Below are 23,886 nucleotides of genomic sequence, written 5' to 3'. Positions count from 1 at the left end.
GTTCCGGCTATTGGTAGCTCATCGTGAACGTCGCATTGGCGTTGGCGGACCCCGGCGTCACCGTGCCTGTACGCACATAGCGTGCCGCCAGCGGGATATTCATGGCGCCGGCGCCGGCCATGGTGCCGACGTTGAACTGGTTCAGGTTGCCGGCATTGGCGGAATCCGGTCCGTAACTGACCGGCGTGCCGTTGTAGAGAATCTGGTAGGCGACACCGCCCGCACTGGATCCGGTGGCCAGCGACAGGCTGCTGCTGGTATTGCCGGGCTGCGCGGCATCGGTAAGGGTCATTGTGACCGCGGTGGCCCCGGTACAGCTGAGCGAGATATTGAAGCCGGTTTGCCCGGCTGTCGCACCGGCGGCTGGCAAGGCCGAAGCGCTTATCGTCGGCATGTTCACCACCACTGACGTATTTTGTACCGTGCAGGCGGGCGCAACGATGTTGGTGCTGCCCGCCACCACAAGCTGGTTCACGGTCAGCGCGCCATAGCTGGCCTGGGCCAGCAGGCCTGGCAGGCTGATGGTGCCAGGCATCACGGGACCCGTCACGACGAGTTGCAGCCGGTAGCGCCCCATCGGGCCGTAGGGCGTCGGGCTGGGGTTGGGAACGGACAGTGAGGCCGGTGGCGAGACCAGCGCCGTGCTGTCGACGCTGGGGGAGCCGGAGAGCCAGTTCGCCCAGCCTGTCTTGATGCCGATGCCGCTCACGGGCGTCTGGTAAACGTTGCTGTATCCCGGCACGGGGACCATCGGGCTAGCGTAGCCCCAGTTCTGCGCGATGGTGCCCGTGCAGACAATGCTGGTGGGACCTGCGGTGACCCAGCTGGAATCGTACAGGATGCTGCCTACCGCGGTATTGCGGGGCACGCTGATCTGCACCGGCAATGAAATGGTCGCCGTGCCAAGCGCATTGCCGCCTGCGAAGCTGCAATCGGCGGCTGCCGGCGCAGACAGCAAAAGGGCCGGCAGCGCCAATGCGCAAAACGCGATGGGTATGCGCAATGGCTTGCGGAGGCGGTTTCTGGAAGGGTCGGACATGGCCGTTGACATTGACGATGGAGGAAGAGCCAGTATTCCAGCCGTGGGAAGGTAATAAAATCGGACGTTACTTAAAATGCCCGAATGCGGTGCCTGCGGCCTACCGCCCCGCGCGCTGCAGCACGGCCCCGCCATTCAACAATGGATAAATTCGTTTCATGAGCCGAATCCCCAACTGCGCCCTTTGCGAGACCGATGGCGGCGAACTGGTCTGGATGGGCGACCGCGCCCGGCTGATCCTGGTCGAGCATGACCGCTTCCCCGGCTTCTGCCGCATCGTCTGGAACGACCACGTGGCCGAGCTGAGCGACCTGGACGAGGCCGACCAGGCCTGGCTGATGCGGCTGGTGGCGCGGGTGGAGCGGGTGGTGCGCGAGGTGATGGCGCCGGACAAGGTCAACCTGGCGGCGTTCGGCAACATGGTGCCGCACCTGCACTGGCACATCATCCCGCGCTACCGCTGGGACACGCATTTCCCTGAGGCCATCTGGGCAGCACCGCAGCGCGCGGCGGACAGCGCGCACGTGCAGGAACTGGCCAGCCGGCTGCCGGCGCTGCGTACCGCACTTTCGCTGATCGAAGCAAGCGACGCCTGAGGCCGGGCGCGGAACCCGCGCCGGCCGACACCGTCTGAATGCTGTTGCTGCCGCGGTCGCGCTTGCGCCCGCGGTACCAGAACAACAAGCCCGGCCCGCATCACGCTGGCGGGCCAAGAGCTGCCGCTATGTCCTCGACCCCGACTTCCGTCACCGTACCGGGCCCGGCCGTCCCTGCCCGGGCCCTCAAGATCCAGAGCCGGCTGCGCATGGCCGCGACCTGGGCGCTGATCAAGCCCTACTGGAAATCCGAAGACCGCGTGGCGGGCCTTGGCCTGCTCACCCTGGTGATCGCACTGAACCTGGGCATCGTCTATATCAACGTGCTGCTCAATGAGTGGAACCGCGTGTTCTACAACGCGCTGGAGCAGCGCGACTATGCCTCGTTCAAGGTCCTGCTGCTGCGTTTCTCGTGGATTGCCGGCTTCTATATCGTGGCCTACCTGTCCCGGCAGTACTACACGATGATGCTGCAGATGCGCTGGCGTACCTGGATGACCGGCCGGTTCATGGGCCGATGGCTCGGACACCAGGCGTACTACCGCATCGAACAGACCCATACCACCGACAACCCCGACCAGCGGATCGCGGACGACCTGCGCCAGTTCACCGACGGCGGCCTGTCGCTGTCGTTGGGACTTCTCAACTCGGTGGTGACGCTGGTCTCCTTCGTCGGCATCCTGTGGACGTTGTCGGGGCCGATCAGTTTTGCGTTCGGTGGCAGCGAGCTGGTGATCCCGGGCTATATGGTCTGGTTCGCGGCAGGCTACGCCGTGGTCGGATCGCTGGTCGCGCACTTCGTCGGGCGCCCCCTGATCGGCCTGAACTTCCAGCAGGAACAGTACGAGGCGGATTTCCGTTTCACGCTGGTGCGGCTGCGCGAGAACAGCGAACCCGTGGCGCTGTACCGCGGCGAGCCGACCGAGAAGGCAGGGCTGCGCGCACGCTTCGACCGCATCCGCGCCAACTGGAACCAGCTGATGCTGTATACGCGGCGACTTAACTTCGTCAGCTCCGGCTATGCCCAGTTCGCCATCATTTTCCCGATCCTGGTGGCCGCGCCGCGCTACTTCGCCGGCAAGATGACGCTGGGCGGGCTGATGCAGATCAGCTCCGCCTTCGGCCAGGTGCAGGGCGCGTTGTCCTGGTTTGTCGACAGCTATGCCACCCTGGTGGGCTGGAAGGCGGCGGCCAACCGCCTGATCGATTTCCAGGAAGCGATCCGCGTGGCCGAGCGCCAGGACATGGCGCCGGGCGGCGTGCGCGATATCGAGGTGGAACATACCGGCAAGCCGCAGAATGGCATCACCATCGACGCTCTGGCGCTGGCACTGCCGGTACGCGCCGCGCGCAGCGCGGCCGTGGGCCAGCGGCCGCTGGTGGCGCCGTTCTCGCTGTCGGTCGCGCCGGGCGAGCGCTGGCTGGTCAGCGGCCCGTCTGGTTGCGGCAAGAGCGTGCTGTTCCGCGCGCTGGCGGGAATCTGGCCGTACGGCAGCGGCACCGTGACGATGCCCGACGGCGCGCGCATGCTGTTCCTGCCGCAGCGCAGCTACCTGCCGATCGGCACGCTGGCTGATGCGCTGGCTTACCCCGACGCTGGCACGGCGCACAGCGCGCAAGCGCTGCAGGTGGCGCTGCGCCAGGCGCGTCTGGCGGCGCTGGTGGACCAGCTCGACGTGTTCGACAACTGGGCGCTGCGGCTTTCTCCGGGCGAGCAGCAGAGGCTGGCCTTCGCGCGCGCGCTGTTGCAGAAACCGGACTACCTGTTCCTGGATGAAGCCACCAGCGCGCTCGACGAGGAAACCGAGGGCGCCATGTACAAGCTGATGGTGGAGTCGCTGCCCGGCGCGGCGATCGTCAGCATCGCGCACCGCAGCACCGTGGCGGCCTTCCATGGCCGGCGCCTGCGCTATGTGCCGCAGGACGGGGAGGCCGAGCAGGCTGCGCAAGCCGGCATGCCTGGGGTAAGCTATCGGGTCGTATGCGAAGCGTGACGGGGCGCGGCATCTGTACCGCCGCACTGGTCCCGTCACGCTGAAATCACCTATCGAGGGCGCCCGTAGCACGGGCTGCGATCATCATGGCAGGCCTGGACAAAGACACTCCCCATCCCACCGCGCTGACGGTCCACACGCAATCCCGCGTGCTGGAGATCGGCTTCGACAACGGCCGCAGCTTCCGGCTGCCGTTCGAGCTGTTGCGCGTGTATTCACCGTCCGCCGAAGTCCAGGGCCACGGCCCGGGGCAGGAAGTGCTGCAGACCGGCAAGCGCGAGGTGGGCGTCAATGCGGTCGAGCCGGTCGGCAACTACGCGATCCTGATCCGCTTTACCGACGGCCACGACACCGGCATCTATTCCTGGGACCTGCTGTACCGCCTCGGCGACAACCAGGATGCGCTGTGGCAGGACTACCTGCAGCGCCTGGAAGCCGCCGGCGCCGACCGCGACACCCCGATGCCCGCCGCCGGCGCTGCCGGCGGCCACGGCTGCGGCCATCACTGAGCCGCACCGATTCGATTACCCTGGAGTCTGAAAGATGAGTGAAACCCACTTCGGGTTTGAAAAGGTCGACGAAGCGGAAAAGGCCGACAAGGTTGCCGGCGTATTCCATTCGGTGGCAAGCAAGTACGACGTGATGAACGACCTGATGTCGGGCGGCATGCACCGGCTCTGGAAGATGTTCACCATCGCCCAGGCCGGCGTGCGCCCCGGCCACAAGGTGCTGGACCTCGCCGGCGGCACCGGCGACCTGGCCAAGGCGTTTGCCAAGCAGGCCGGCCCGACCGGCGAGGTCTGGCTGACCGACATCAACGAGTCGATGCTGCGCGTGGGCCGCGACCGCCTGCTGAACAAGGGGATTGTCACCCCGGTGTGCCTGTGCGACGCCGAGCGCATCCCGTTCCCGGACAACCACTTCGACCTGGTGACCGTGGCCTTCGGCCTGCGCAACATGACGCACAAGGACGCCGCGCTGGCCGAGATGCGCCGGGTGGTCAAGCCGGGCGGCAAGGTCATGGTGCTGGAATTCTCCAAGGTGTGGAAACCCCTGGAAAAGGCCTACGACGTCTATTCTTTCAAGGTGCTGCCATGGCTGGGCGAGCGCGTGGCAGGGGATGCCCCGAGCTATCGCTATCTCGCGGAATCGATCAGAATGCATCCAGACCAGGCTTCACTTGTACGCTTGATGGAACATGCGGGCCTGGAAAATGTCGAATACTTCAATCTGACGGCCGGAGTGGTGGCGCTCCACGTCGGGCGCAAGTATTAAGAAGACTTGAAATCGCCATGCCTCGCCCGCATATCGGGTGAAACTGACAGGGGATAGCAGAATATGTCGTCATTTCGTGGAAAGTTCCTGGTTGGGTCGCTGATTACCGCGATTGCCTTCGGGATGGTGTTCGATGCCAATGCCAAGCGCATCGGCGGTTCGCGCAGCATCGGCAAGCAGTCCGAATCGGTCACGCAGCGCCAGCAGGCGCCGCAGCCCACTTCGCCGACCCAGCAACCGGCCCAGCAGCCTAATCAGGCCGCCCCGGCCACGGCTGGCGCCGCCGGCGCGGCTGCCGCGGCAGCCCCCAAGCGCAACTGGGGCGGCATCCTGGGCGGCATCGCCGCCGGCCTGGGTATCGGCTGGCTGCTGTCGCACTTCGGCCTGGGCGGCGCGGCGCTGGGCTTCCTGTCCAACCTGATCCTGATCGCGCTGGTGGCGTTCGCCGCGATCTGGCTGATCCGCAAGTTCCGTGGCGGCAGCAAGCGCACCCAGCAGCCGGCCTACGCCGGCGCCGGCAACGCGCCGAACCTGGGCCGCAACGCCGAGCCCATGTTCCGCGGGGAGCCGACGCCTGTGCCTTCGGGTAGCCCGGCGGGCCCGGCCGCCAACACGGTACTGCCGGCAGCATCGGCCGCCCCGGTCGCGGCCGATGCCGTGGCCCAGCAGCCGTGGGGTGTGCCGGCTGACTTCGATACCGAAGCCTTCCTGCGCAACGCCAAGGTCCACTTCGTGCGCCTGCAGGCCGCGTGGGATGCCGGCAACCTGGACGACATCCGCGAGTTCACCACGCCGGAGATGTTCGCCGAGATCAAGATGGACCTGTCCGAGCGGGGCGCCGAGGTCAACAAGACCGACGTGGTCACGCTGGAAGCCCAGCTGCTCGGCATCGAGTCGGCCGCGGCCCAGCATATCGCCAGCGTGCGCTTCTCCGGCATGATCCGCGAGAAGGCCGGCGAGGCGGCCCAGCCGTTCGGCGAGGTCTGGAATCTGGCCAAGCCTGCCAGCGGCACGGGCGGCTGGCTGCTGGCCGGCATCCAGCAAGAGTCCTGATGCCGCACCCCGCGGCGGTGATGCGCCGGGGGGAGTAGCTTAGAATGGAGGCCCACGTGAAAGCGTGGGCCTTTTTTGTTTGGGACGCCCGATGTGCGGCGTCGCTGCCTGCCCGCCAACCGCGCTGTCATGAATACTCTGCCTTCCGCCCTGGCCATGCCCGCCATCTCGGCGCTGAACCACCTGCTTGAGCAGGAGCCGTGGGCCCGCAACCAACTCAGCCCGTTTGCCGGGCGCGTGATCCGCTTCGATGCCGCCGCCTTCGTGCTGTCGCTGAAGGTGACAGAGCACGGCTGCACCGAACTGGCGCCCGAGGCCGAGGCGCCCGCGGTGACGCTGCGCGTGCCGGTGCAGCAGTGGCCGCTGGTGGCCGCCGACGTGGCCGAAGGCGGCCAGGCCGCCGCCATGCGCCATGTACGCATCGAGGGCGACGCCGAACTGGCCAACACCGTGTCGACGCTGGCGCGCAACCTGCGCTGGGACGCCGCCGAAGACCTGTCGCGCGCGCTGCGCGGCATCCTGGGCGGGCCGGTGAGCGACAGCGTGGCGCAGCGCGTGGTCGATGGCGCGCGCCAGGTGCATGAGCAGGCCACGCGCGTTGGCCGCGCCCTGGTCGACAACGTCACCGACTACCTGCTGGACGAACACCCGACCCTGGTGCGCCACGCCGCGCTCGATGCTTTCGGCGCCGACGTGGGCCGGCTGCGCGACAGCCTGGCCCGGCTCGAAAAACGGCTGGAGCGGCTGGAGCGCGTCGGCCCGCCGCCGGCATCCGGCCCGTCCGGCCAGCTGCCGTCGCCGCACCGCTGAGCCGGCCGCGCCCCGATCCCATCCACCACTAACGTGACTGCCTGCCCGGCCCTGTGAAGATTCCCGAATGACCCGCCTCCTGCGCCTTGGCAAGATTCTCTTCGTCATCCTCTATTACGGCCTGGACGAGCTGGTGCTCTCGGGCTTCAGCAGCCGCAAGATCCGCTTCCTGGTGCGCGTCATCACCATCGGGCGCAAGCTCGACATGCCGCGCGGCGAGCGCCTGCGGCTGGCGCTGACGCGGCTGGGCCCGATCTTCGTCAAGTTCGGCCAGGTGCTGTCGACCCGGCGCGACCTGATGCCGGCGGACATTGCCGACGAACTGGCCAAGCTGCAGGACCAGGTGCCGCCGTTCGATTCGGTGGTGGCGGTGAAGATCATCGAGCGCGCGCTGGGGCGGCCACTGGACCAGCTGTTCGAGACCTTCGAGCACCAGCCGGTGGCCAGCGCCTCGATCGCGCAGGTGCACTTCGCCACGCTCAAGGGCGGCCCCTGCCACGGCCGCGAGGTCGCGGTGAAGGTGCTGCGCCCGGGCATGCTGCCGGTGATTGACAGCGACCTGGCGCTGATGCGCGACATGGCCACCTGGCTGGAACGCTTCTGGGCGGACGGCAAGCGCCTGAAGCCGCGCGAGGTGGTGGCCGAGTTCGACAAATACCTGCACGACGAACTCGACCTGATGATCGAGGCGGCCAATGCCAGCCAGCTGCGCCGCAACTTTGCCGATACCAGCCTGCTGCTGGTGCCCGAGGTGTTCTGGGACTGGTGCAGCAGCACCGTGTTCGTGATGGAGCGCATGCACGGCATCCCGATCTCGCGCACCGAATCGCTGAAGGCCGCGGGCGTGGACATGCACCTGCTGGCGGAGGAGGGCGTCGAGATCTTCTTCACCCAGGTGTTCCGCGACGGCTTCTTCCATGCCGACATGCACCCCGGCAATATCCTGGTGTCGGTGCAGCCCGAAACCTTCGGCCGCTATATCGCGCTGGACTTCGGCATCGTCGGCGCGCTGTCCGAATTCGACAAGAACTACCTGGTGCAGAACTTCATTGCCTTCTTCCGGCGCGACTACCACCGCGTGGCGCTGCTGCACGTGGAGTCCGGCTGGGTGCCGCCCGATACCCGCATCGAAGAGCTTGAAAGCGCGGTGCGCGCCTGCTGCGAGCCGTACTTCGACAAGCCGCTGAAGGAAATCTCGCTGGGCATGGTGCTGATGCGCCTGTTCCAGACCTCGCGCCGCTTTAATGTCGAGATCCAGCCGCAGCTGGTGCTGCTGCAGAAGACGCTGCTCAATATCGAAGGCCTGGGCCGCCAGCTCGACCCCGACCTGGACCTGTGGAAGACCGCCAAGCCGTTCCTGGAGCGCTGGATGCACGAGCAGGTGGGCTGGAAGGGCGCCTGGGAGCGCGTCAAGGTGGAGGCGCCGCTGTGGGCCAAGATGCTGCCCGACTTCCCGCGCCTGGCGCACCAGTTCCTGGAGCGGCGCGCGCTGACCAGCAACGGCGAGCAGGACAAGCTGCTGGCGATGCTGGTGGTGGAGCAGCGCCGCACCAACCGGTTGCTCGGCACCGGGCTGCTGTTGCTGGGCGGCTTTGTCGCCGGCATCGTGCTGACGCATGTGCTGGGCTGGGCGGGCTACTGGTAGCGCACCCCTGGCTGATCCATATTAGATTGAGGTGACCATGAGCGACCCCGCCAAGCCTGCGCCGCCGACCTTCTCCACCCGCAATGCCGCCGACCCGGCGTTCTGGGACGAGCGTTTCGAACAGGGCTTCACGCCCTGGGACCAGGGCGGCGTGCCCGATGAATTCCGGCAGTTCATTGAAGGCCGCGCGCCATGCCCGACCCTGGTGCCAGGCTGTGGCAACGGCTGGGAGGCCGCGTGGCTGTTCGGGCGTGGCTGGCCGGTGACGGCAATTGACTTCTCGCCACAGGCGGTCGCGTCGGCGCGGCGGACGCTGGGGCCGGCGGGGGCAGTGGTGCAGCAGGGCGATTTCTTCGCCTTCACGCCGCAGCCGGCGTGCGAGCTGATCTACGAACGGGCCTTCCTGTGCGCGCTGCCGCCGGCGATGCGGGCTGACTATGCCGCCCGGGTCGCGCAACTGCTGCCGCCGGGCGGCCTGCTGGCCGGCTACTTCTACCTGGGCGAAAACCGCGGCGGGCCGCCGTTCGCGATGCCGGCCGAGGAGCTGGATGCGCTGCTGGCACCGGCCTTCGAGCGACTTGAGGACCGGCCCTCGGCCGCGCCGCTGCCGGTGTTCCAGGGGCAGGAGCGCTGGCAGGTCTGGCGCCGCCGGTCCGGCTGAACCAGTCGCCGGCCAGCCCTTGTGGCGCAGGCGATGCTCAGCGTGGCGCATTTGCGCCGGCTGGGAATTTTTTTCGCCCACACTGGTCTGCGTCGCTATAATCCGCGTTTTGATTCGGCTACGACCGCAGCCCCGGCCGCGTTTTCCGCCCTGCGCGAGAACTCCAGGCAGCTCGATATGCGGCCCCGACCGATGAATTGGACTCCGGGCAGATGCGCGCAAGAAACGTGCACCCATGCGCCGCCCGGCATTCGGTTTCTCGCCACAAGGGCACTTTCTGCATAGGGCAGCGGCATGCTGATCTGGTTCGTCATCATCTACTGGGTAATCTCGGTCGGCATCGGCCTGTGGGCGGCGCTGCGCGTTCGCAACACCACCGATTTCGCCGTCGCCGGGCGCAGCCTGCCGTTCCATATCGTCACCGCCACCGTCTTCGCCACCTGGTTCGGCTCCGAGACGGTGCTGGGCATCCCCGCCGTATTTCTCAAGGAAGGCCTGTCGGGCGTGGTCTCCGACCCCTTCGGCTCGTCGCTGTGCCTGATCCTGGTGGGCCTGTTCTTCGCCCGGCCGCTGTACCGGATGAACCTGCTGACCATCGGCGACTACTACCACAACCGCTATGGCCGGCTGGCCGAGGTGCTGACCACGCTGTGCATCGTGGTGTCCTACCTGGGCTGGGTGGCGGCGCAGATCAAGGCGCTTGGGCTGGTGTTCTATACCGTCTCGGACGGCGCGCTGACGCAGGAGGCCGGCATGATGATCGGCGCGGCCAGCGTGCTGGTCTATACGCTGTTCGGCGGCATGTGGTCGGTGGCCATCACCGACTTCATCCAGATGATCATCATCGTGATCGGCATGCTCTATATCGGCTACGAGGTCAGCGGCCAGGCCGGCGGCGTCACGGCCGTGGTGTCGCACGCGGCCGCGGCCGGCAAGTTCGAGTTCCTGCCGTCGCTGGATCTTATCCAGATCATCGGCTTTGCGGCGGCGCTGTTCACCATGATGCTGGGCTCGATCCCGCAGCAGGATGTGTTCCAGCGCGTGACCTCGTCGCGCACCGAGCAGATCGCCGGGCGCGCCTCGGTGCTGGGCGGCGCGCTGTACTTCTGCTTTGCCTTTATCCCGATGTTCCTGGCGTACTCGGCCACGCTGATCGACCCCGGCATGGTGGCCAAGTACATCGACACCGATTCGCAGCTGATCCTGCCGCAGCTGATCCTGCAGCACGCGCCCATGTTCGCCCAGGTGATGTTCTTCGGCGCGCTGCTGTCGGCCATCAAGAGCTGCGCCTCGGCCACGCTGCTGGCGCCGTCGGTGACTTTTGCCGAGAACATCCTGCGCCCGTACTTCCGCCACCTGGACGACCGGCAGTTCCTGCGCGTGATGCAGACCGTGGTGCTGGTGTTCACCGCGGTGGTGACGCTGTTCGCGCTCAACTCGCACCTGTCGATCTTTCATATGGTTGAGAATGCCTACAAGGTCACTTTGGTCTCGTCCTTCGTGCCATTGTCCTTCGGCATGTTCTGGAAGCACGCCACCCGCCAGGGCGGGCTGGCGGCGATCCTGCTGGGCCTGTCTTCCTGGCTGACCTGCGAGGTGGCCTTGGCCGATGCTGTGGTGCCGCCGCAAATGGTCGGCCTGCTGTTCTCGGTCAGCGGCATGGTGATGGGTTCACTGCTGCCGCAGTGGATTGCAGATCACGCGCCGGTCAAGGAAGTGCACATCGCCTGACGGTCCCCGGTCTGCCACCCCCTCATTTCCGGCGATCAGGCAGCCTCGGAACGGTTTATAATTCAAGGCTTTGCATCGTCGCGCGGGGATCTCCCGCAGCCGCTATGGCCCGCGGCGATGTCCGCCTTTGTACCGATTCCGAAGTTTTCTCGCGAAATAACACCATGCCGATCTATGCCTACCGTTGCGACGCCTGCGGCCACGGGCGCGATGTGCTGCAGAAAATGAGCGATGCCCCGCTGACGGACTGCCCGTCGTGCGGCGTCGCCGGCGCGTTCAAGAAACAGCTGACCGCTGCTGGTTTCCAGCTCAAGGGCTCGGGCTGGTATGTGACCGACTTCCGCGGCGGCACCAGCGCGCCGGCAGCGACCGGCGCCGCGGGTGGCGCCGCTGCAGCGGCGGCCAGCGCCCCGGCGGCGGCTGAATCGTCGGCCAGTCCTGCCTCCTCCGCTTCGGCTACCCCCGCGGCAGCCGGCGGCTGCGGCAGCGCCTGCGCCTGCCATTGAGCCGGACCCGCCCGTGGTTGCCAAGAAGACTTCCGCCCTGAAAACCTGGTTCCTGACCGGGCTGCTGGTGCTGGTGCCGCTGGGCATCACGCTGTGGGTGCTCAGCCTGATCATCGGCACGATGGACCAGAGCCTGGCGCTGCTGCCCGAGGCCTGGCGCCCGGACCGGCTGATGTTCGGCAAGCGCGTGACCGGCCTGGGCGCCATCCTGACGCTGCTGGTCATCCTGCTGGTCGGCCTGCTGGCGCATAACTTCATCGGCCAGCGGCTGGTGCGCTGGTGGGAAGCGCTGCTGGGCCATATCCCGGTGGTGGGCCCGATCTATACCAGCGTCAAGCAGGTCTCGGACACGCTGCTGTCGTCCTCGGGCAATGCCTTCCGCAAGGCGCTGCTGGTGCAGTACCCGCGCGAGGGCTCGTGGACCATCGCCTTCCTGACCGGGCGCCCTGGCGGCGACGTCCAGAACCACCTGCAGGGCGAATACGTCAGCGTCTACGTGCCGACCACGCCGAATCCGACCTCGGGCTTCTTCCTGATGATGCCCAAGGCCGACACCATCGAACTCGACATGACCGTCGACGCCGCGCTCAAGTACATCGTCTCGATGGGCGTGGTGGCACCGGCGGAATTGCCGCGCAAGAACAGCAGCGCGCCCCGGCCGGCAGCCCCGGCCAGTCCAGCCAATCCGGCCGGCAGGGCCAGCAACGAGGAAACGGTCGAGACGACCGATCCTTAAGCATCCAATCTGATCACGGGCCGCCCGATGCGATCGGGCGGCCGCGTTTTACCGGGAATCTCTTAATGTCCTCCATGCGTACTCACTACTGCGGTCTGGTGACCGAACAATTCTCGGGCCAGGAAGTGGCCCTGACCGGCTGGGTCCAGCGCCGCCGCGACCATGGCGGCGTGATCTTCATCGACCTGCGCGACCGCGAAGGCCTGGTGCAGGTGGTGTGCGACCCGGACCGCCCCGAGATGTTCAAGGCCGCCGAAGAGATCCGCAATGAGTTCTGCATCCGCGTCACCGGCAAGGTCCGTGCGCGCCCGGCCGGCACCGAGAACGCCAACCTGACCTCGGGCAAGATCGAGGTGCTGTGCCATGAGCTGACCGTGCTGAACCCGTCGGTCACGCCCCCGTTCCAGCTCGACGACGACAACCTGTCGGAAACCACGCGCCTGACGCACCGCGTGCTGGACCTGCGCCGCCCGCAGATGCAGTACAACCTGCGCCTGCGCTACAAGGTGGCGATGGAAGTGCGCAAGTTCCTCGACGCGCAGGGCTTTATCGACATCGAGACCCCGATGCTGGGCAAGAGCACGCCCGAAGGCGCGCGCGACTACCTGGTGCCGTCGCGGGTGAATCCGGGCCACTTCTTCGCGCTGCCGCAATCGCCGCAGATCTTCAAGCAGATGCTGATGGTGTCGGGCTTCGACCGCTACTACCAGATCACCAAGTGCTTCCGCGACGAAGACCTGCGCGCCGACCGCCAGCCGGAATTTACGCAGATCGACTGCGAGACCTCGTTCCTGACCGAGCAGGAGATCCGCGACCTGTTCGAGGACATGATGCGCACGGTGTTCAAGAACGCCATCGACGTCGACCTGGACGCCAGGTTCCCGGTGATGGAGTTCCGCGAGGCCATGGCCCGCTTCGGCTCGGACAAGCCTGACCTGCGCGTCAAGCTGGAATTCACCGAGCTGACCGAGGTGATGAAGGACGTCGACTTCAAGGTGTTCTCTGGACCCGCCAACAGCGACAACGGCCGCGTGGTCGGCCTGCGCGTGCCGGGCGGCGGTGCGATCTCGCGCGGCGAGATCGACGCCTACACCCAGTTCGTCGGCATCTACGGCGCCAAGGGCCTGGCCTGGATCAAGGTCAACGAAGTGGCCAAGGGCCGCGACGGCCTGCAGTCGCCGGTCGTCAAGAACCTGCACGACGCCGCCATTGCCGAGATCCTGAAGCGCACCGGTGCCCAGGACGGCGACATCATCTTCTTCGGCGCGGACAAGGCCAAGGTGGTCAACGACTCGATCGGCGCGCTGCGCCTGAAGGTCGGCCACTCTGACTTCGGCAAGGCCAACGGCCTGTTCGAAGACACCTGGAAGCCGCTGTGGGTGGTCGACTTCCCGATGTTCGAGTACGACGAGGAAGACGCGCGCTGGGTGGCCATGCACCACCCGTTCACCAGCCCCAAGGACGAGCACCTGGAATACCTGGAGACCGACCCGGGCAAGTGCCTGGCCAAGGCCTACGACATGGTGCTGAACGGCTGGGAAATGGGCGGCGGCTCGGTGCGGATCTTCCGTTCGGACATCCAGAGCAAGGTGTTCCGCGCGCTCAACATCAACGACGAGGAAGCCCGTGCCAAGTTCGGCTACCTGCTGGACGCGCTGCAGTACGGCGCGCCTCCGCACGGCGGCCTGGCCTTCGGCCTGGACCGCATCGTCACGATGATGGCAGGCGCCGACTCGATCCGCGACGTGATCGCCTTCCCGAAGACCCAGCGCGCCCAGGACCTGCTGACCCAGGCCCCGAGCTCGGTCGATGAAAAGCAGCTGCGCGAGCTGCATATCCGACTGCGCGCCGCCGAGCCCAAGCCGACGGCCTGAGTTGCCTGAAGCCCGCAAGGAAGCCGCGCCATTGCGCGGCTTTTTTGCTTTTTGCGCAACGTCGGGTCGCCTGTCTGCGCTGTGAGGCGCACGGCGCATTGGTTTCGATTTGTTACTGGTCGGAACGAAGGGCGCTGCCGCGGGGTCTGCTCTCTTTGACACGTAATTTGCCGAGGGGCCTCGCAATGAAGGCTTCCGGCACTCGGGAGGAAATTCGTGACCCTGGATATCGACCTGATCCGCCAGTTCCTGCTGGCCCATGACCAAACCATCCTGACCTGGCTGGTGGCCGGGCTGCTGATGATGCTGCTGGCGCGCTTCGAGCTGCGCCGAGCCGTGCGCCGCTCGGCGCAGGCCATGTCTGAATCGGTGGCCACCACCGTGGCGGCCTGCGTGCCCGACATCGCCCATGCGGTGCAGTCGGCCGCGCCCGCCGCCGCGGCTGAGCCGGTGGAAATGCAGCGCGCCGAAGCGTTGCGCCGGCTGGCGCTGGATACCGTCGGCGTGGTCATGACGCGCGGGCGCTGGCTGGACGAGCTCGGCAACTTGCGCCTGGCCGACGACGCCTTGCTGGCCGGCCAGCGCGCCGACGGCGCCGACCCGCTGCTGGTGGTGGCGCCGCAGCCGGTGGTGCAGGCCTACCTGGATGCGCAGCGCGTGTTCGAGGACGAGGCCGCGCAGGTGCAGGCGTTGCGCCGCGATGCCCAGCGCGTGCAGGAGGCGCTGCAGGCCCTGGACGCCGAAGTTGCCCATATCGAGCAGGAAACCGGCAGCATCGTGCTGCGTTTCGAGCAGGTCAACGCGCAGGCGGCGCAGGGCATGGATGGCGGCGACTACCAGCGCTTCCTGATCCAGAAGTACAACGCGCTGGGGCAGCGCGAGAAGGAAATTGCGCTGGAGCGCACAAGGCTGCAGGGCGAGGTCCGGCACCGCGCCGACGCCCTGGCCACGCACGCACATGGCGCGTCCAAGCGCTACCGCCAGGCGCTGGCGCCGCTGATGGACCAGCTGCGTGCCGCGTGGGGCCATGGCGATTCGCCCCAGGTGTTCGACACCTGGCAGCGCACCGCCGCCGACGAGCCGTACCTGGCACCCCATGCCACGCATGGCGCGCGCAGCGCCGCCTGAAGACCGCCGACGGTCGCCTCGGGCGGGCGCCGCGACGCTTTCGCGTGGCAACGTGGCGCGGCTGCGCTATCCTTGGGTTTGTCCTTTCGCCCAGACCCATGTCCTACAAGATCCCGGAATCCGTGCTGGTGGTGATGTACACGCCAGATCTTCAAGTCTTGCTGCTGGAACGCGCCGATCGCCCGGGGTTCTGGCAGTCCGTGACCGGCAGCCTCGACACCCTGGACGAACCCCTGGCCCTGACCGCCGCGCGTGAAGTGGCCGAGGAAACCGGCATCATCGCCGGCGAGCACCAGCTGGCCGACTGGGGCCACACCATCCAGTACGAGATCTACCCGCAGTGGCGCCACCGCTACGCCGAAGGCGTCACGCGCAATACCGAGCACTGGTTCGGGCTGCGCGTGTCGGAGGCGCTGCCAGTGATGCTGGCGCCACGCGAACACCTGCAATACAAGTGGCTGCCGTGGGAGCAGGCAGCGCAGCAGTGCTTTTCCAGCAGCAATGCCGAGGCCATCCGCCAGCTGGCCTGGCGCGCGGCCGGCCCCGGCGCCGGCGAGCGCCAGGCGGTGTACGGAGCGCAGCCATGAAGCTGCGCGTGGTCACCTACAACATCCACAAGGGAGTGACCGGCATCTCGCGGCGCCCGCGCATCCAGAACGTGCGCGCCGGCCTGCATGCGATGGATGCGGACATCGTCTTCCTGCAGGAAGTGCAGGACCGCAACGACCGGCTGGTGGCTGCGGCGCTGTTCGATCCGGAGCATACGCAGCTCAACTACCTGGCCACTGACGCCTATCCGCACTCGGTCTACGGACGCAACGCGGTCTATGACTACGGCCATCACGGCAACGCGATCCTGTCGCGCCACCCGATCCTGATGTCCGAAAACCTGGATATATCCGACCACCGCTTCGAACAGCGTGGGCTGCTGCATGCGGTGGCGGATGTGCACGGGGTGGAAACCCACCTGATCTGCGTGCATTTCGGCCTGTTCGCGCGCAGCCGCGCGCGCCAGGCCGAGGCCCTGGTGGAGCGCGTGCGCAACGTGGTCCCGGCCGGCATGCCGCTGGTGATCGCCGGCGACTTCAACGACTGGAACCACCGGCTCGATGCGCAGATCTGCAATACGCTGGGCGCGGTCGAGGCCTCGCACGCGCGTGGTGCGCGTCTGCATACCTTCCCCAGCCATATGCCGTGGTGGCAGCTCGACCGCATCTATGTGCGCGGCTATGAGATCGAGCGCGCGCATGCGCTGACCGGCCGCGACTGGGCGCAGCGCTCGGATCACGTGCCGCTGGTGGCGGAACTGGGACATCCGCAGGGCGAATTGGCCATGCGCGCGGAGCCCGCCGGCAAGGCCGCCTGAATTCAGCGCACGCTGGCCGCATAGTCGCGGATGAAAGCGAATACCGCCTGCGGGTCGTTCAGGTCCAGCACCGGCAGCGCGGTCATGGCGGCCACTGCGGCAGGGTCGTCGCTTGCCACCGCCACCACGCCCGGCACCTCGTCCCACAGCGGCGCGCGCCCCAGTGCCGGGCGATATACCTCCAGCTTGGGAAAATCACTGCGCTTGTAGCCCTCCACCAGCACCAGGTCGGTGCCGGGCGGCAGCACGGCGAGCGCGTCGTCCAGCTCAGGCGAGGGCACCGCCTCCGGATAGTGGCGCATCAGCGTCAGGTGGCGCGCACCGACCAGCACGACATTGGCGCAGCCGGCCTCGCGCATGCGCCACGAGTCCTTGCCGGGCGTGTCGGGGTCAAAGCCGTGGTGGGTGTGCTTGACGCCGGCCACGCGCAGGCCGGCGGCGACGAAACAGGGGATGAGCTGGTCCAGCAGCGTGGTCTTGCCGCTGCCGGACGACCCGGTAATGCCGAATACCTTCACAATGGGTTCCGTGGGGGCGTCAGTAGTCGATTGCCTGTCGCAGGCTGCGCAGGCAAGCATCAGCATCGACGATAGCAGAGATGCGCCCACCAATGTGCGCGCGGCGCCTTGCGCCAGGCAATCTGTCCGATAATCACGGCATGTCACGGATATCCCACTCCGCTCATGCCGACGGCGCCGAGGTCCCGGCGGACCGCGCGGCAGGCCAGGCCGCGCACGCCGACGCCCGCGCGCACGGCCCGGCCGCGGCCGACGACCACGCGCCGCGCCGCCGCATGCTGCGCTGGACCTGGCGCCGCGGCAAGCCCACCACCGGCAATGCGGTGCGGCTGCTGCACGGCGGCCAGGACTTCTTCCCCGCGCTGATCGCCGCCATCGACCAGGCCGCGTTCCAGGTGATGCTGGAAACCTACATCTATGCCGATGACAAGATCGGCCGCGCAGTCAGCGACGCGCTGATCCGCGCCGCCGCGCGCGGCGTGGTGGTGCGCGTGACGGTGGACGGATTCGGCGCCGGCGACATGCCCGTCGAGCTGGCCGCGCGGCTGCGCGCCGGCGGCGTGCAACTGCGCGTCTTCCGCATGCTGCGCGGCTTCCGGCTGGCGCGGCGCCACCTGCGCCGGCTGCACCGCAAGCTGGCGGTGATCGACCGGCGCGTGGCCTTCGTCGGCGGCATCAATATCATCGACGACCACAACCACGGCCCGTTCGATGGTGCCAACCTGGGGCCGCGCTATGACTTCGCGGTGCAGGTCAGCGGCCCGCTGGTGGACGGCATTGCGCTGTCCGCCGAGCGGCTCTGGTGGCGGTTGTCGCTGCGCGATATGCACGGCACCGAACGCGCCGCCGCGGTGGCCGACTACCCGCTGGTCACCGACCTGCCGCCGCGCCCGGAAGCCGCGGGCGGCGTACGCGCCGCGCTGCTGCTGCGCGACAACCTGCGCAACCGCCGCACCATCGAGCGCGAATACCTGCGCGCGCTGGGTGCCGCGCGCCACGACGTGATCCTTGCCAACGCCTACTTCCTGCCTGGGCACAAGATGCGGCGCGCGCTGCTGGCCTGCCGCGCGCGCGGCGTGCGTGTGCGGCTGCTGCTGCAGGGCCGGGTCGAATACCGGCTGCAGCACTACGCCACCCATGCGCTGTACGCCTCGCTGCTGGAGGCCGGCGTCGAGATCTACGAGTATGCCGAGAGCTTCCTGCACGCCAAGGTGGGTGTGGTGGACGAGGCCTGGGCCACAGTCGGGTCGAGCAATATGGACCCGTTCAGCCTGCTGCTTGCGCGCGAAGCCAACGTCGCCGTTTATGATGCGGCCTTCGCCGCTGAACTGCGTACCGCACTGGAATACGCCATTGCGCATCGCAGCGTGCGCGTGATGCCGGAGGTGCATGCTCGCCGCTCGCCGCTGCACCGGCTGGCCAACTGGGCGGCCTATATGCTGCTGCGCCTGGGTGTCATCATTGCTGGTGTCACAGGGCGCTACTGAACAGTAGCGGCGAGCGCGCTGTGCGTTTGCTGCCATGCGGCAGGGCGCTGGCAGCAAACGGTTGCCGCGCAAGCCATGACCGACATGAAGGACATGCTGCATTGCAGTCCGTTTAGAAACAGCGGTCTAATTAAAAGCTTGATGGTCGGCTGCTGCGCCAGAATAATCTGAACGACCGTTCTTTTTTGGCTTAGACTGCGTGCATTCGCGGTATGCACCGGCAATTCCGCCGGTCGGCCGCAAGCAAAGAATGCAACGTCAGGGTCATACGCGGGGCCGCAGCAGGGCCCCGCAGAACGGAGAAAAAACATGCGACACCAGTCAGCCCGTCTCGAATCCGCCGCCGCCTCCCCCGCGCCAATGCGCAAGGGTGAAATGACGCGCGTGGCAATTCTGGATGCCGCACTGGAATTGTCGTCCCGCGACGGGCTTGAAGGTCTGACCATCGGCCTGCTCGCGGAACGCATGCAGATGAGCAAGAGCGGTGTCTTCGCGCATTTCGGTTCGCGGGAAGACCTGCAGGTGGAAGTGGTGCGGGAGTATCACCGCCGGTTCGAGCAGGAGGTTTTCTATCCCTCGCTGCAGGAGCCGCGCGGCCTGCCCCGGCTATGGTCGATGGTGCGGCGCTGGATGGAGAAGCGCATCCAGGAAGTGACGACTGGATGCATCTACATCAGCGGCGCCGTGGAGTACGACGACCGTGCCGGCAGCCTGGTGCGTGACGAGCTGGTCAAGAGCGTCACCATCTGGCGGGCAGCGCTCACGCGCGCCATCAACCAGGCGCGGGAGGAAGGGCATCTGCGCGCGGACTGCGATCCGCGCCTGATGCTGTTCGAGATGTACAGCCTTGAACTAGGCTTGCATCATGACGCCCGTTTCCTGCGCCTGCCTGACAGTGCCGAGCTTGCCATGGTCGCGCTCAACAAGCTGATTCAGTCTTACCGTACCTGAGGCCGCCCCGGTCGGACCGTATCGCGCAAGCGGGACGGGCGGCGTGGCGGCATCGCATAACTCCAAGGAGTCTCAGATGGGCCAGTACACCGCACCGTTGCGCGACATGCAGTTCGTGCTCCATGAACTGCTCGGCGCCGAAGCCGAACTCAAGGCGATGCCGCCGCACGCGGACATCGACGCGGACACCATCAACCAGGTCATCGAGGAAGCCGGCAAGTTCTGCTCGGACGTCGTGTTCCCGCTCAACCAGGTGGGCGACCGCGAAGGCTGCACCTACGTCGGCGACGGCGTGGTGAAGGCCCCCACCGGCTTCAAGGAAGCCTACCAGCAGTACGTCGAAGCCGGGTGGCCGGCGCTGGCGTGCGATCCCGAATTCGGCGGCCAGGGCTTGCCGATCGTGATCAACAATGTGGTCTACGAGATGCTGAACTCGGCCGGCCAGGCCTGGACCATGTACCCGGGCCTGTCGCACGGCGCGTACGAAGCGCTTCACGCGCACGGCACGCCCGAACTGCAGCAGACCTACCTGCCCAAGCTGGTCTCCGGCGTGTGGACCGGCACCATGTGCCTGACCGAGCCGCACTGCGGCACCGACCTCGGCATCCTGCGTTCCAGGGCAGAGCCGCAGGCTGACGGTTCGTACCTGATCTCGGGCACCAAGATCTTCATCTCGGCCGGCGAGCACGACATGGCCGAGAACATCATCCACCTGGTGCTGGCGCGCCTGCCGGACGCGCCGGGCGGCACCAAGGGCATCTCGCTGTTCGTGGTGCCCAAGTTCATCCCCGATGCCAACGGCAACCCGGGCGAACGCAACGGCATCAAGTGCGGCTCGATCGAGCACAAGATGGGCATCCACGGCAACGCCACCTGCGTAATGAACCTGGATGGCGCGCGCGGCTGGATGGTGGGCGAGCCCAACAAGGGCCTGAACGCCATGTTCGTGATGATGAACGCCGCCCGCCTGGGCGTGGGCGCGCAGGGCCTGGGCCTGACCGAAGTTGCGTACCAGAACTCGCTGGCCTACGCCAAGGACCGCCTGCAGATGCGCGCGCTGACCGGCCCGAAGGCGCCGGACAAGCCCGCCGACCCGATCATCGTGCATCCGGACGTGCGCCGCATGCTGCTGACGCAGAAGGCCTATGTCGAAGGCGGCCGCGCCTTCAGCTACTGGACCGCGCTGCAGATCGACCGCGAGCTGTCGCATCCTGACGAAGCCGTGCGCAAGCAGGCCGGCGACCTGGTCGCGCTGCTCACGCCGGTGATCAAGGCCTTCCTGACCGACAACGCTTTCACGTCCACCAACGAGGGCATGCAGGTGTTCGGCGGCCACGGCTACATCGCCGAGTGGGGCATGGAGCAGTATGTGCGCGATGCGCGCATCAACATGATCTACGAAGGCACCAACACCATCCAGGCACTGGACCTGCTGGGCCGCAAGATCCTGGGCGACATGGGCGCCCGGATGAAGGCCTTCGGCAAGATCGTGCATGGCTTCGTTGAAGCCGAAGGCACCAACGAAGCCATGCAGGAGTTCATCAACCCGCTGGCCGACATTGGCGACAAGGTGCAGAAGCTGACCATGGAAATCGGCATGAAGGCGATGGGCAATGCCGACGAGGTGGGCGCCGCCGCGGTGCCGTACCTGCGCGTGGTGGGCCACCTGGTGTTCTCGTACTTCTGGGCCCGCATGGCCAAGATCGCGCTGGAGAAGGAAGCGAGCGGCGACAAGTTCTGCACCGCCAAGCTGGCCACGGCACGCTTCTACTTTGCCAGGCTGCTGCCGGAAACCGCCGCAGAGATCCGCAAGGCGCGCGCCGGTTCGGCCACGCTGATGGCGCTGGACGCAGACCTGTTCTGATTTGCCGGGGCGGCTTCCTTTGCCGCTGGTTTGCTCCCCTCTCCCGCTAGCGGGAGAGGGGCCGGGGGAGAGGGCGGGAGGTCGTTATGCGCAATCGCTCATGGAAGCTCCAGCCCTCTCCCCCAACCCCTCTCCATAAATGAGAGAGGGGAGCACACCGCAAGCATTGGAAGCGTGCCCTGACTCTTACCTCAACGCTCACTAATCCAGGAGCGAGCATGTCCAATTTCATCGTCAAGAAAGTCGCCGTGCTGGGTGCCGGCGTCATGGGGGCGCAGATTGCCGCCCACCTGATCAATGCGCGCGTGCCCGTGGTGCTGTTCGACCTGCCTGCCAGGGAAGGCCCCAAGAACGGCATCGCGCTGCGCGCCATCGAGAACCTGAAGAAGCTCTCGCCCGCGCCGCTGGGCATCAAGGAAGAGGCCGGCCTGATCCAGGCGGCCAACTACGAGGACGACATCGCGCTGCTCAAGGAATGCGACCTGGTGATCGAGGCGATCGCCGAGCGCATGGACTGGAAGCACGACCTGTACCAGAAGGTCGCGTCGCACCTGGCCTCGCACGCGATCTTCGCGACCAACACCTCGGGCCTGTCGATCACCGCGCTGTCCGACGGGTTTGATGCGGACCTGAAGTCGCGCTTCTGCGGCGTGCACTTCTTCAACCCGCCGCGCTACATGCACCTGGTCGAGCTGATCCCGACCGCGACCACGCAGCCGCAGATCCTGGACCAGCTCGAAGCCTTCCTGACCACCACGCTCGGCAAGGGCGTGGTGCGCGCCAAGGACACGCCCAACTTCATCGCCAACCGCGTCGGCATCTTCTCGATCCTGGCCGTGTTTGCCGAAGCCGAGAAGTTCGGCATCCCGTTCGACGTGGTCGATGACCTGACCGGCTCCAAGCTGGGCCGCGCCAAGTCCGCCACGTTCCGCACCGCGGACGTGGTCGGCCTGGACACCATGGCGCACGTGATCAAGACCATGCAGGACACCCTGCACGACGATCCGTTCGCACCGGTGTACAAGACCCCGGCCGTGCTCAAGGGCCTGGTCGATGCGGGCGCGCTGGGCCAGAAGACCGGCGCGGGCTTCTACAAGAAGGAAGGCAAGGCCATCAAGGTGCTCGACGCCAGGACCGGCCAGTATGTCGATGCCGGCAAGAAGGCCGACGAGATCGTGGTGCGCATGCTGAAGAAGGATGCGGCCGAGCGCATCAAGCTGCTGCGCGAGTCGACCAACCCGCAGGCGCAGTTCCTGTGGGCAGTGTTCCGCGACGTGTTCCACTATATCGCTGTGTACCTGGAGCAGATCGCCGGTTCCGCCGCCGATATCGACCTGGCGATCCGCTGGGGCTTCGGCTGGAACTCGGGTCCGTTCGAAGACTGGCAGTCGGCCGGCTGGAAGCAGGTGGCCGAGTGGGTGAAGGAAGACGTGGAAGCCGGCAAGGCGCTGTCGGCCGCGCCGCTGCCGGCATGGGTATTCGAGGGCCCGGTGGCAGAGAACCAGGGCGTGCATGCCGCCGCTGGTTCGTGGTCGCCGGCGGCGCAGTCGTTCGTCGCGCGCAGCACGCTGCCGGTGTACCAGCGCCAGGCATTCCGTGCCGCGATCAAGGGCACTGCCGCGGCCGATCCGCGCAAGGCGGGCCGCACCGTCGAAGAGAACGACGCCGTGCGCATCTGGGTGAGCGAAGGCCAGGACGACGTGCTGGTGGTTTCGTTCAAGAGCAAGATGAACACCATCGGGCCGGACGTGATCGACGGCCTGACCCGCGCCATCGACCTGGCCGAAGCCGGTTACAAGGGCCTGGTGGTGTGGCAGCCGACCTCGCTGCAGCTGGGCGCCCCGGGTGGCCCGTTCTCTGCCGGCGCCAACCTTGAAGCGGCCATGCCCGCGTTCATGATGGGTGGCGCCAAGGGCATCGAGCCATTCGTGAAGAAGTTCCAGGACGGCATGATGCGCGTGAAGTACGCCTCGGTGCCGGTGGTGTCCGCGGCGTCCGGCATTGCACTGGGCGGCGGCTGCGAGCTGATGCTGCATTCGGCTGCGCGCGTGGCTGCGCTGGAAACGTATATCGGCCTGGTTGAAGTGGGCGTGGGCCTGGTGCCGGCCGGCGGCGGCCTGAAGGAAGCCGCGCTGGCGGCCGCACGCGCGGCACAGGCCGCCGGAAGTACCAACTACCTGCAGTTCCTGACCAGCCGCTTCCAGAGCGCGGCCATGGCCAAGGTCTCGGCCTCGGCGCTGGAAGCGCGCCAGATGGGCTACCTGCAGCCGTCCGACAGGATCGTCTTCAACGTGCATGAGCTGCTGTACGTGGCGCGGAACGAAGTGCGCGCGCTGGCCAGTGCCGGCTACCGCGCGCCGCTGCCGACGCTGGTCCCGGTGGCCGGCCGCTCCGGCATCGCCACCATCAAGGCATCGCTGGTCAATATGCGCGACGGCGGCTTTATCTCGGCGCACGATTTCCTGATCGCTTCGCGCATTGCAGAAGCCGTGTGCGGCGGCGACGTCGAGGCCGGTTCGCTGGTGAGCGAGGACTGGCTGCTGGCGCTGGAGCGCAAGGCCTTTGTCGATCTGCTCGGCACCGGCAAGACGCAGGAGCGCATCATGGGCATGCTGCAGACCGGCAAGCCGGTGCGTAACTAACAGGGCAAGC

Annotated in this window: 21 protein-coding genes; 19 read left to right on the top strand and 2 right to left on the bottom strand. The window is 66.9% G+C overall.

The features are described from left to right. Window positions 1-7: 7 nt before the first annotated feature. Complete coding sequence (locus A3A5_RS40605; RefSeq protein WP_157637362.1) at window positions 8-868, bottom strand: fimbrial protein; 861 nt, start codon at window positions 866-868, stop codon at window positions 8-10. Between the two features lie 329 nt (window positions 869-1,197). Here A3A5_RS40605 and A3A5_RS0133375 point away from each other — a divergent pair, with 329 nt between their 5' ends. From A3A5_RS0133375 to A3A5_RS0133305, 15 genes are all read left to right on the top strand, one after another. Beyond that, window positions 1,198-1,635 (top strand): HIT family protein, encoded by a 438-nt coding sequence (locus A3A5_RS0133375; RefSeq protein WP_018314790.1) that lies wholly within the window; start codon window positions 1,198-1,200, stop codon window positions 1,633-1,635. Window positions 1,636-1,763: 128 nt separating this feature from the next. Then, window positions 1,764-3,629, top strand: a complete 1,866-nt coding sequence (locus A3A5_RS0133370) for an ABC transporter ATP-binding protein/permease (RefSeq protein ID WP_026201387.1) — start codon at window positions 1,764-1,766, stop codon at window positions 3,627-3,629. 86 nt (window positions 3,630-3,715) lie between these two features. After that, window positions 3,716-4,138, top strand: a complete 423-nt coding sequence (locus tag A3A5_RS0133365; RefSeq protein ID WP_018314788.1) for a gamma-butyrobetaine hydroxylase-like domain-containing protein — start codon at window positions 3,716-3,718, stop codon at window positions 4,136-4,138. Window positions 4,139-4,172: 34 nt separating this feature from the next. Continuing rightward, complete coding sequence (ubiE, locus tag A3A5_RS0133360; protein WP_018314787.1) at window positions 4,173-4,904, top strand: bifunctional demethylmenaquinone methyltransferase/2-methoxy-6-polyprenyl-1,4-benzoquinol methylase UbiE; 732 nt, start codon at window positions 4,173-4,175, stop codon at window positions 4,902-4,904. A gap of 63 nt (window positions 4,905-4,967) precedes the next feature. Further along, window positions 4,968-5,957 carry a Tim44 domain-containing protein gene (locus A3A5_RS0133355; RefSeq protein WP_018314786.1) on the top strand — a complete coding sequence of 330 codons (990 nt, stop codon included), beginning with the start codon at window positions 4,968-4,970 and terminating at the stop codon, window positions 5,955-5,957. A gap of 129 nt (window positions 5,958-6,086) precedes the next feature. Next, a complete protein-coding gene (locus A3A5_RS0133350) occupies window positions 6,087-6,767 on the top strand; it encodes an SCP2 domain-containing protein (protein ID WP_026201386.1) in 681 nt (226 codons plus the stop codon). 67 nt (window positions 6,768-6,834) lie between these two features. After that, entirely contained in the window at window positions 6,835-8,412 is a 1,578-nt protein-coding gene (gene ubiB, locus A3A5_RS0133345; protein WP_018314784.1) for a ubiquinone biosynthesis regulatory protein kinase UbiB, read from the top strand. A 37-nt stretch (window positions 8,413-8,449) separates the two neighbouring features. Then, window positions 8,450-9,073: a methyltransferase domain-containing protein gene (locus tag A3A5_RS0133340; protein WP_018314783.1), complete on the top strand. Its 624-nt coding sequence runs from the start codon at window positions 8,450-8,452 to the stop codon at window positions 9,071-9,073. Between the two features lie 294 nt (window positions 9,074-9,367). Then, complete coding sequence (locus A3A5_RS0133335) at window positions 9,368-10,804, top strand: sodium:solute symporter family protein (RefSeq protein ID WP_018314782.1); 1,437 nt, start codon at window positions 9,368-9,370, stop codon at window positions 10,802-10,804. A gap of 164 nt (window positions 10,805-10,968) precedes the next feature. Next, complete coding sequence (locus A3A5_RS0133330; RefSeq protein WP_018314781.1) at window positions 10,969-11,310, top strand: FmdB family zinc ribbon protein; 342 nt, start codon at window positions 10,969-10,971, stop codon at window positions 11,308-11,310. Between the two features lie 13 nt (window positions 11,311-11,323). After that, window positions 11,324-12,046, top strand: a complete 723-nt coding sequence (locus tag A3A5_RS0133325) for a DUF502 domain-containing protein (protein ID WP_018314780.1) — start codon at window positions 11,324-11,326, stop codon at window positions 12,044-12,046. Between the two features lie 65 nt (window positions 12,047-12,111). Next, window positions 12,112-13,920: an aspartate--tRNA ligase gene (gene aspS, locus A3A5_RS0133320; RefSeq protein WP_018314779.1), complete on the top strand. Its 1,809-nt coding sequence runs from the start codon at window positions 12,112-12,114 to the stop codon at window positions 13,918-13,920. A gap of 216 nt (window positions 13,921-14,136) precedes the next feature. Continuing rightward, entirely contained in the window at window positions 14,137-15,048 is a 912-nt protein-coding gene (locus A3A5_RS0133315; RefSeq protein ID WP_018314778.1) for a membrane protein, read from the top strand. 98 nt (window positions 15,049-15,146) lie between these two features. Continuing rightward, window positions 15,147-15,635 carry a dihydroneopterin triphosphate diphosphatase gene (gene nudB, locus A3A5_RS0133310; RefSeq protein ID WP_018314777.1) on the top strand — a complete coding sequence of 163 codons (489 nt, stop codon included), beginning with the start codon at window positions 15,147-15,149 and terminating at the stop codon, window positions 15,633-15,635. Next, window positions 15,632-16,414, top strand: a complete 783-nt coding sequence (locus A3A5_RS0133305; protein ID WP_018314776.1) for an endonuclease/exonuclease/phosphatase family protein — start codon at window positions 15,632-15,634, stop codon at window positions 16,412-16,414. Before nudB ends, A3A5_RS0133305 begins: the two co-directional genes overlap by 4 nt. A gap of 2 nt (window positions 16,415-16,416) precedes the next feature. Here A3A5_RS0133305 and mobB read toward each other — a convergent pair whose 3' ends face one another. Further along, window positions 16,417-16,932 (bottom strand): molybdopterin-guanine dinucleotide biosynthesis protein B, encoded by a 516-nt coding sequence (gene mobB / locus A3A5_RS0133300; RefSeq protein WP_018314775.1) that lies wholly within the window; start codon window positions 16,930-16,932, stop codon window positions 16,417-16,419. Window positions 16,933-17,024: 92 nt separating this feature from the next. Between mobB and clsB the strand changes: the two genes are divergently transcribed. The 4 genes from clsB (at window position 17,025) to A3A5_RS0133280 (ending at window position 23,876) form a co-directional block, all read left to right on the top strand. After that, complete coding sequence (gene clsB / locus A3A5_RS0133295) at window positions 17,025-18,419, top strand: cardiolipin synthase ClsB (protein ID WP_018314774.1); 1,395 nt, start codon at window positions 17,025-17,027, stop codon at window positions 18,417-18,419. Between the two features lie 360 nt (window positions 18,420-18,779). After that, entirely contained in the window at window positions 18,780-19,370 is a 591-nt protein-coding gene (locus tag A3A5_RS0133290) for a TetR/AcrR family transcriptional regulator (protein WP_026201385.1), read from the top strand. 76 nt (window positions 19,371-19,446) lie between these two features. Further along, entirely contained in the window at window positions 19,447-21,234 is a 1,788-nt protein-coding gene (locus tag A3A5_RS0133285) for an acyl-CoA dehydrogenase C-terminal domain-containing protein (RefSeq protein ID WP_018314772.1), read from the top strand. A 218-nt stretch (window positions 21,235-21,452) separates the two neighbouring features. Further along, complete coding sequence (locus tag A3A5_RS0133280) at window positions 21,453-23,876, top strand: 3-hydroxyacyl-CoA dehydrogenase/enoyl-CoA hydratase family protein (RefSeq protein ID WP_018314771.1); 2,424 nt, start codon at window positions 21,453-21,455, stop codon at window positions 23,874-23,876. Window positions 23,877-23,886: the final 10 nt, after the last annotated feature.

Origin of the sequence: Cupriavidus sp. UYPR2.512, from assembly GCF_000379565.1 — a bacterium.
GTDB lineage: Bacteria > Pseudomonadota > Gammaproteobacteria > Burkholderiales > Burkholderiaceae > Cupriavidus.
Note: the sequence above shows the minus strand (reverse complement) of the source record. Positions and strands in the feature narration are given on the sequence as shown.

Coding starts and splice junctions, on each gene's coding strand:
- A3A5_RS0133305 (WP_018314776.1), top strand. CDS start 15,632: ATGAAGCTGCGCGTGGTCACCTACAACATCCACAAGGGAGTGACCGGC.
- A3A5_RS0133375 (WP_018314790.1), top strand. CDS start 1,198: ATGAGCCGAATCCCCAACTGCGCCCTTTGCGAGACCGATGGCGGCGAA.
- clsB (WP_018314774.1), top strand. CDS start 17,025: ATGTGCGCGCGGCGCCTTGCGCCAGGCAATCTGTCCGATAATCACGGC.
- nudB (WP_018314777.1), top strand. CDS start 15,147: ATGTCCTACAAGATCCCGGAATCCGTGCTGGTGGTGATGTACACGCCA.
- A3A5_RS0133350 (WP_026201386.1), top strand. CDS start 6,087: ATGAATACTCTGCCTTCCGCCCTGGCCATGCCCGCCATCTCGGCGCTG.
- A3A5_RS0133330 (WP_018314781.1), top strand. CDS start 10,969: ATGCCGATCTATGCCTACCGTTGCGACGCCTGCGGCCACGGGCGCGAT.
- A3A5_RS0133285 (WP_018314772.1), top strand. CDS start 19,447: ATGGGCCAGTACACCGCACCGTTGCGCGACATGCAGTTCGTGCTCCAT.
- A3A5_RS0133280 (WP_018314771.1), top strand. CDS start 21,453: ATGTCCAATTTCATCGTCAAGAAAGTCGCCGTGCTGGGTGCCGGCGTC.
- A3A5_RS0133370 (WP_026201387.1), top strand. CDS start 1,764: ATGTCCTCGACCCCGACTTCCGTCACCGTACCGGGCCCGGCCGTCCCT.
- A3A5_RS0133335 (WP_018314782.1), top strand. CDS start 9,368: ATGCTGATCTGGTTCGTCATCATCTACTGGGTAATCTCGGTCGGCATC.
- A3A5_RS0133355 (WP_018314786.1), top strand. CDS start 4,968: ATGTCGTCATTTCGTGGAAAGTTCCTGGTTGGGTCGCTGATTACCGCG.
- aspS (WP_018314779.1), top strand. CDS start 12,112: ATGTCCTCCATGCGTACTCACTACTGCGGTCTGGTGACCGAACAATTC.
- A3A5_RS0133340 (WP_018314783.1), top strand. CDS start 8,450: ATGAGCGACCCCGCCAAGCCTGCGCCGCCGACCTTCTCCACCCGCAAT.
- ubiE (WP_018314787.1), top strand. CDS start 4,173: ATGAGTGAAACCCACTTCGGGTTTGAAAAGGTCGACGAAGCGGAAAAG.
- A3A5_RS0133365 (WP_018314788.1), top strand. CDS start 3,716: ATGGCAGGCCTGGACAAAGACACTCCCCATCCCACCGCGCTGACGGTC.
- ubiB (WP_018314784.1), top strand. CDS start 6,835: ATGACCCGCCTCCTGCGCCTTGGCAAGATTCTCTTCGTCATCCTCTAT.
- A3A5_RS0133290 (WP_026201385.1), top strand. CDS start 18,780: ATGCGCAAGGGTGAAATGACGCGCGTGGCAATTCTGGATGCCGCACTG.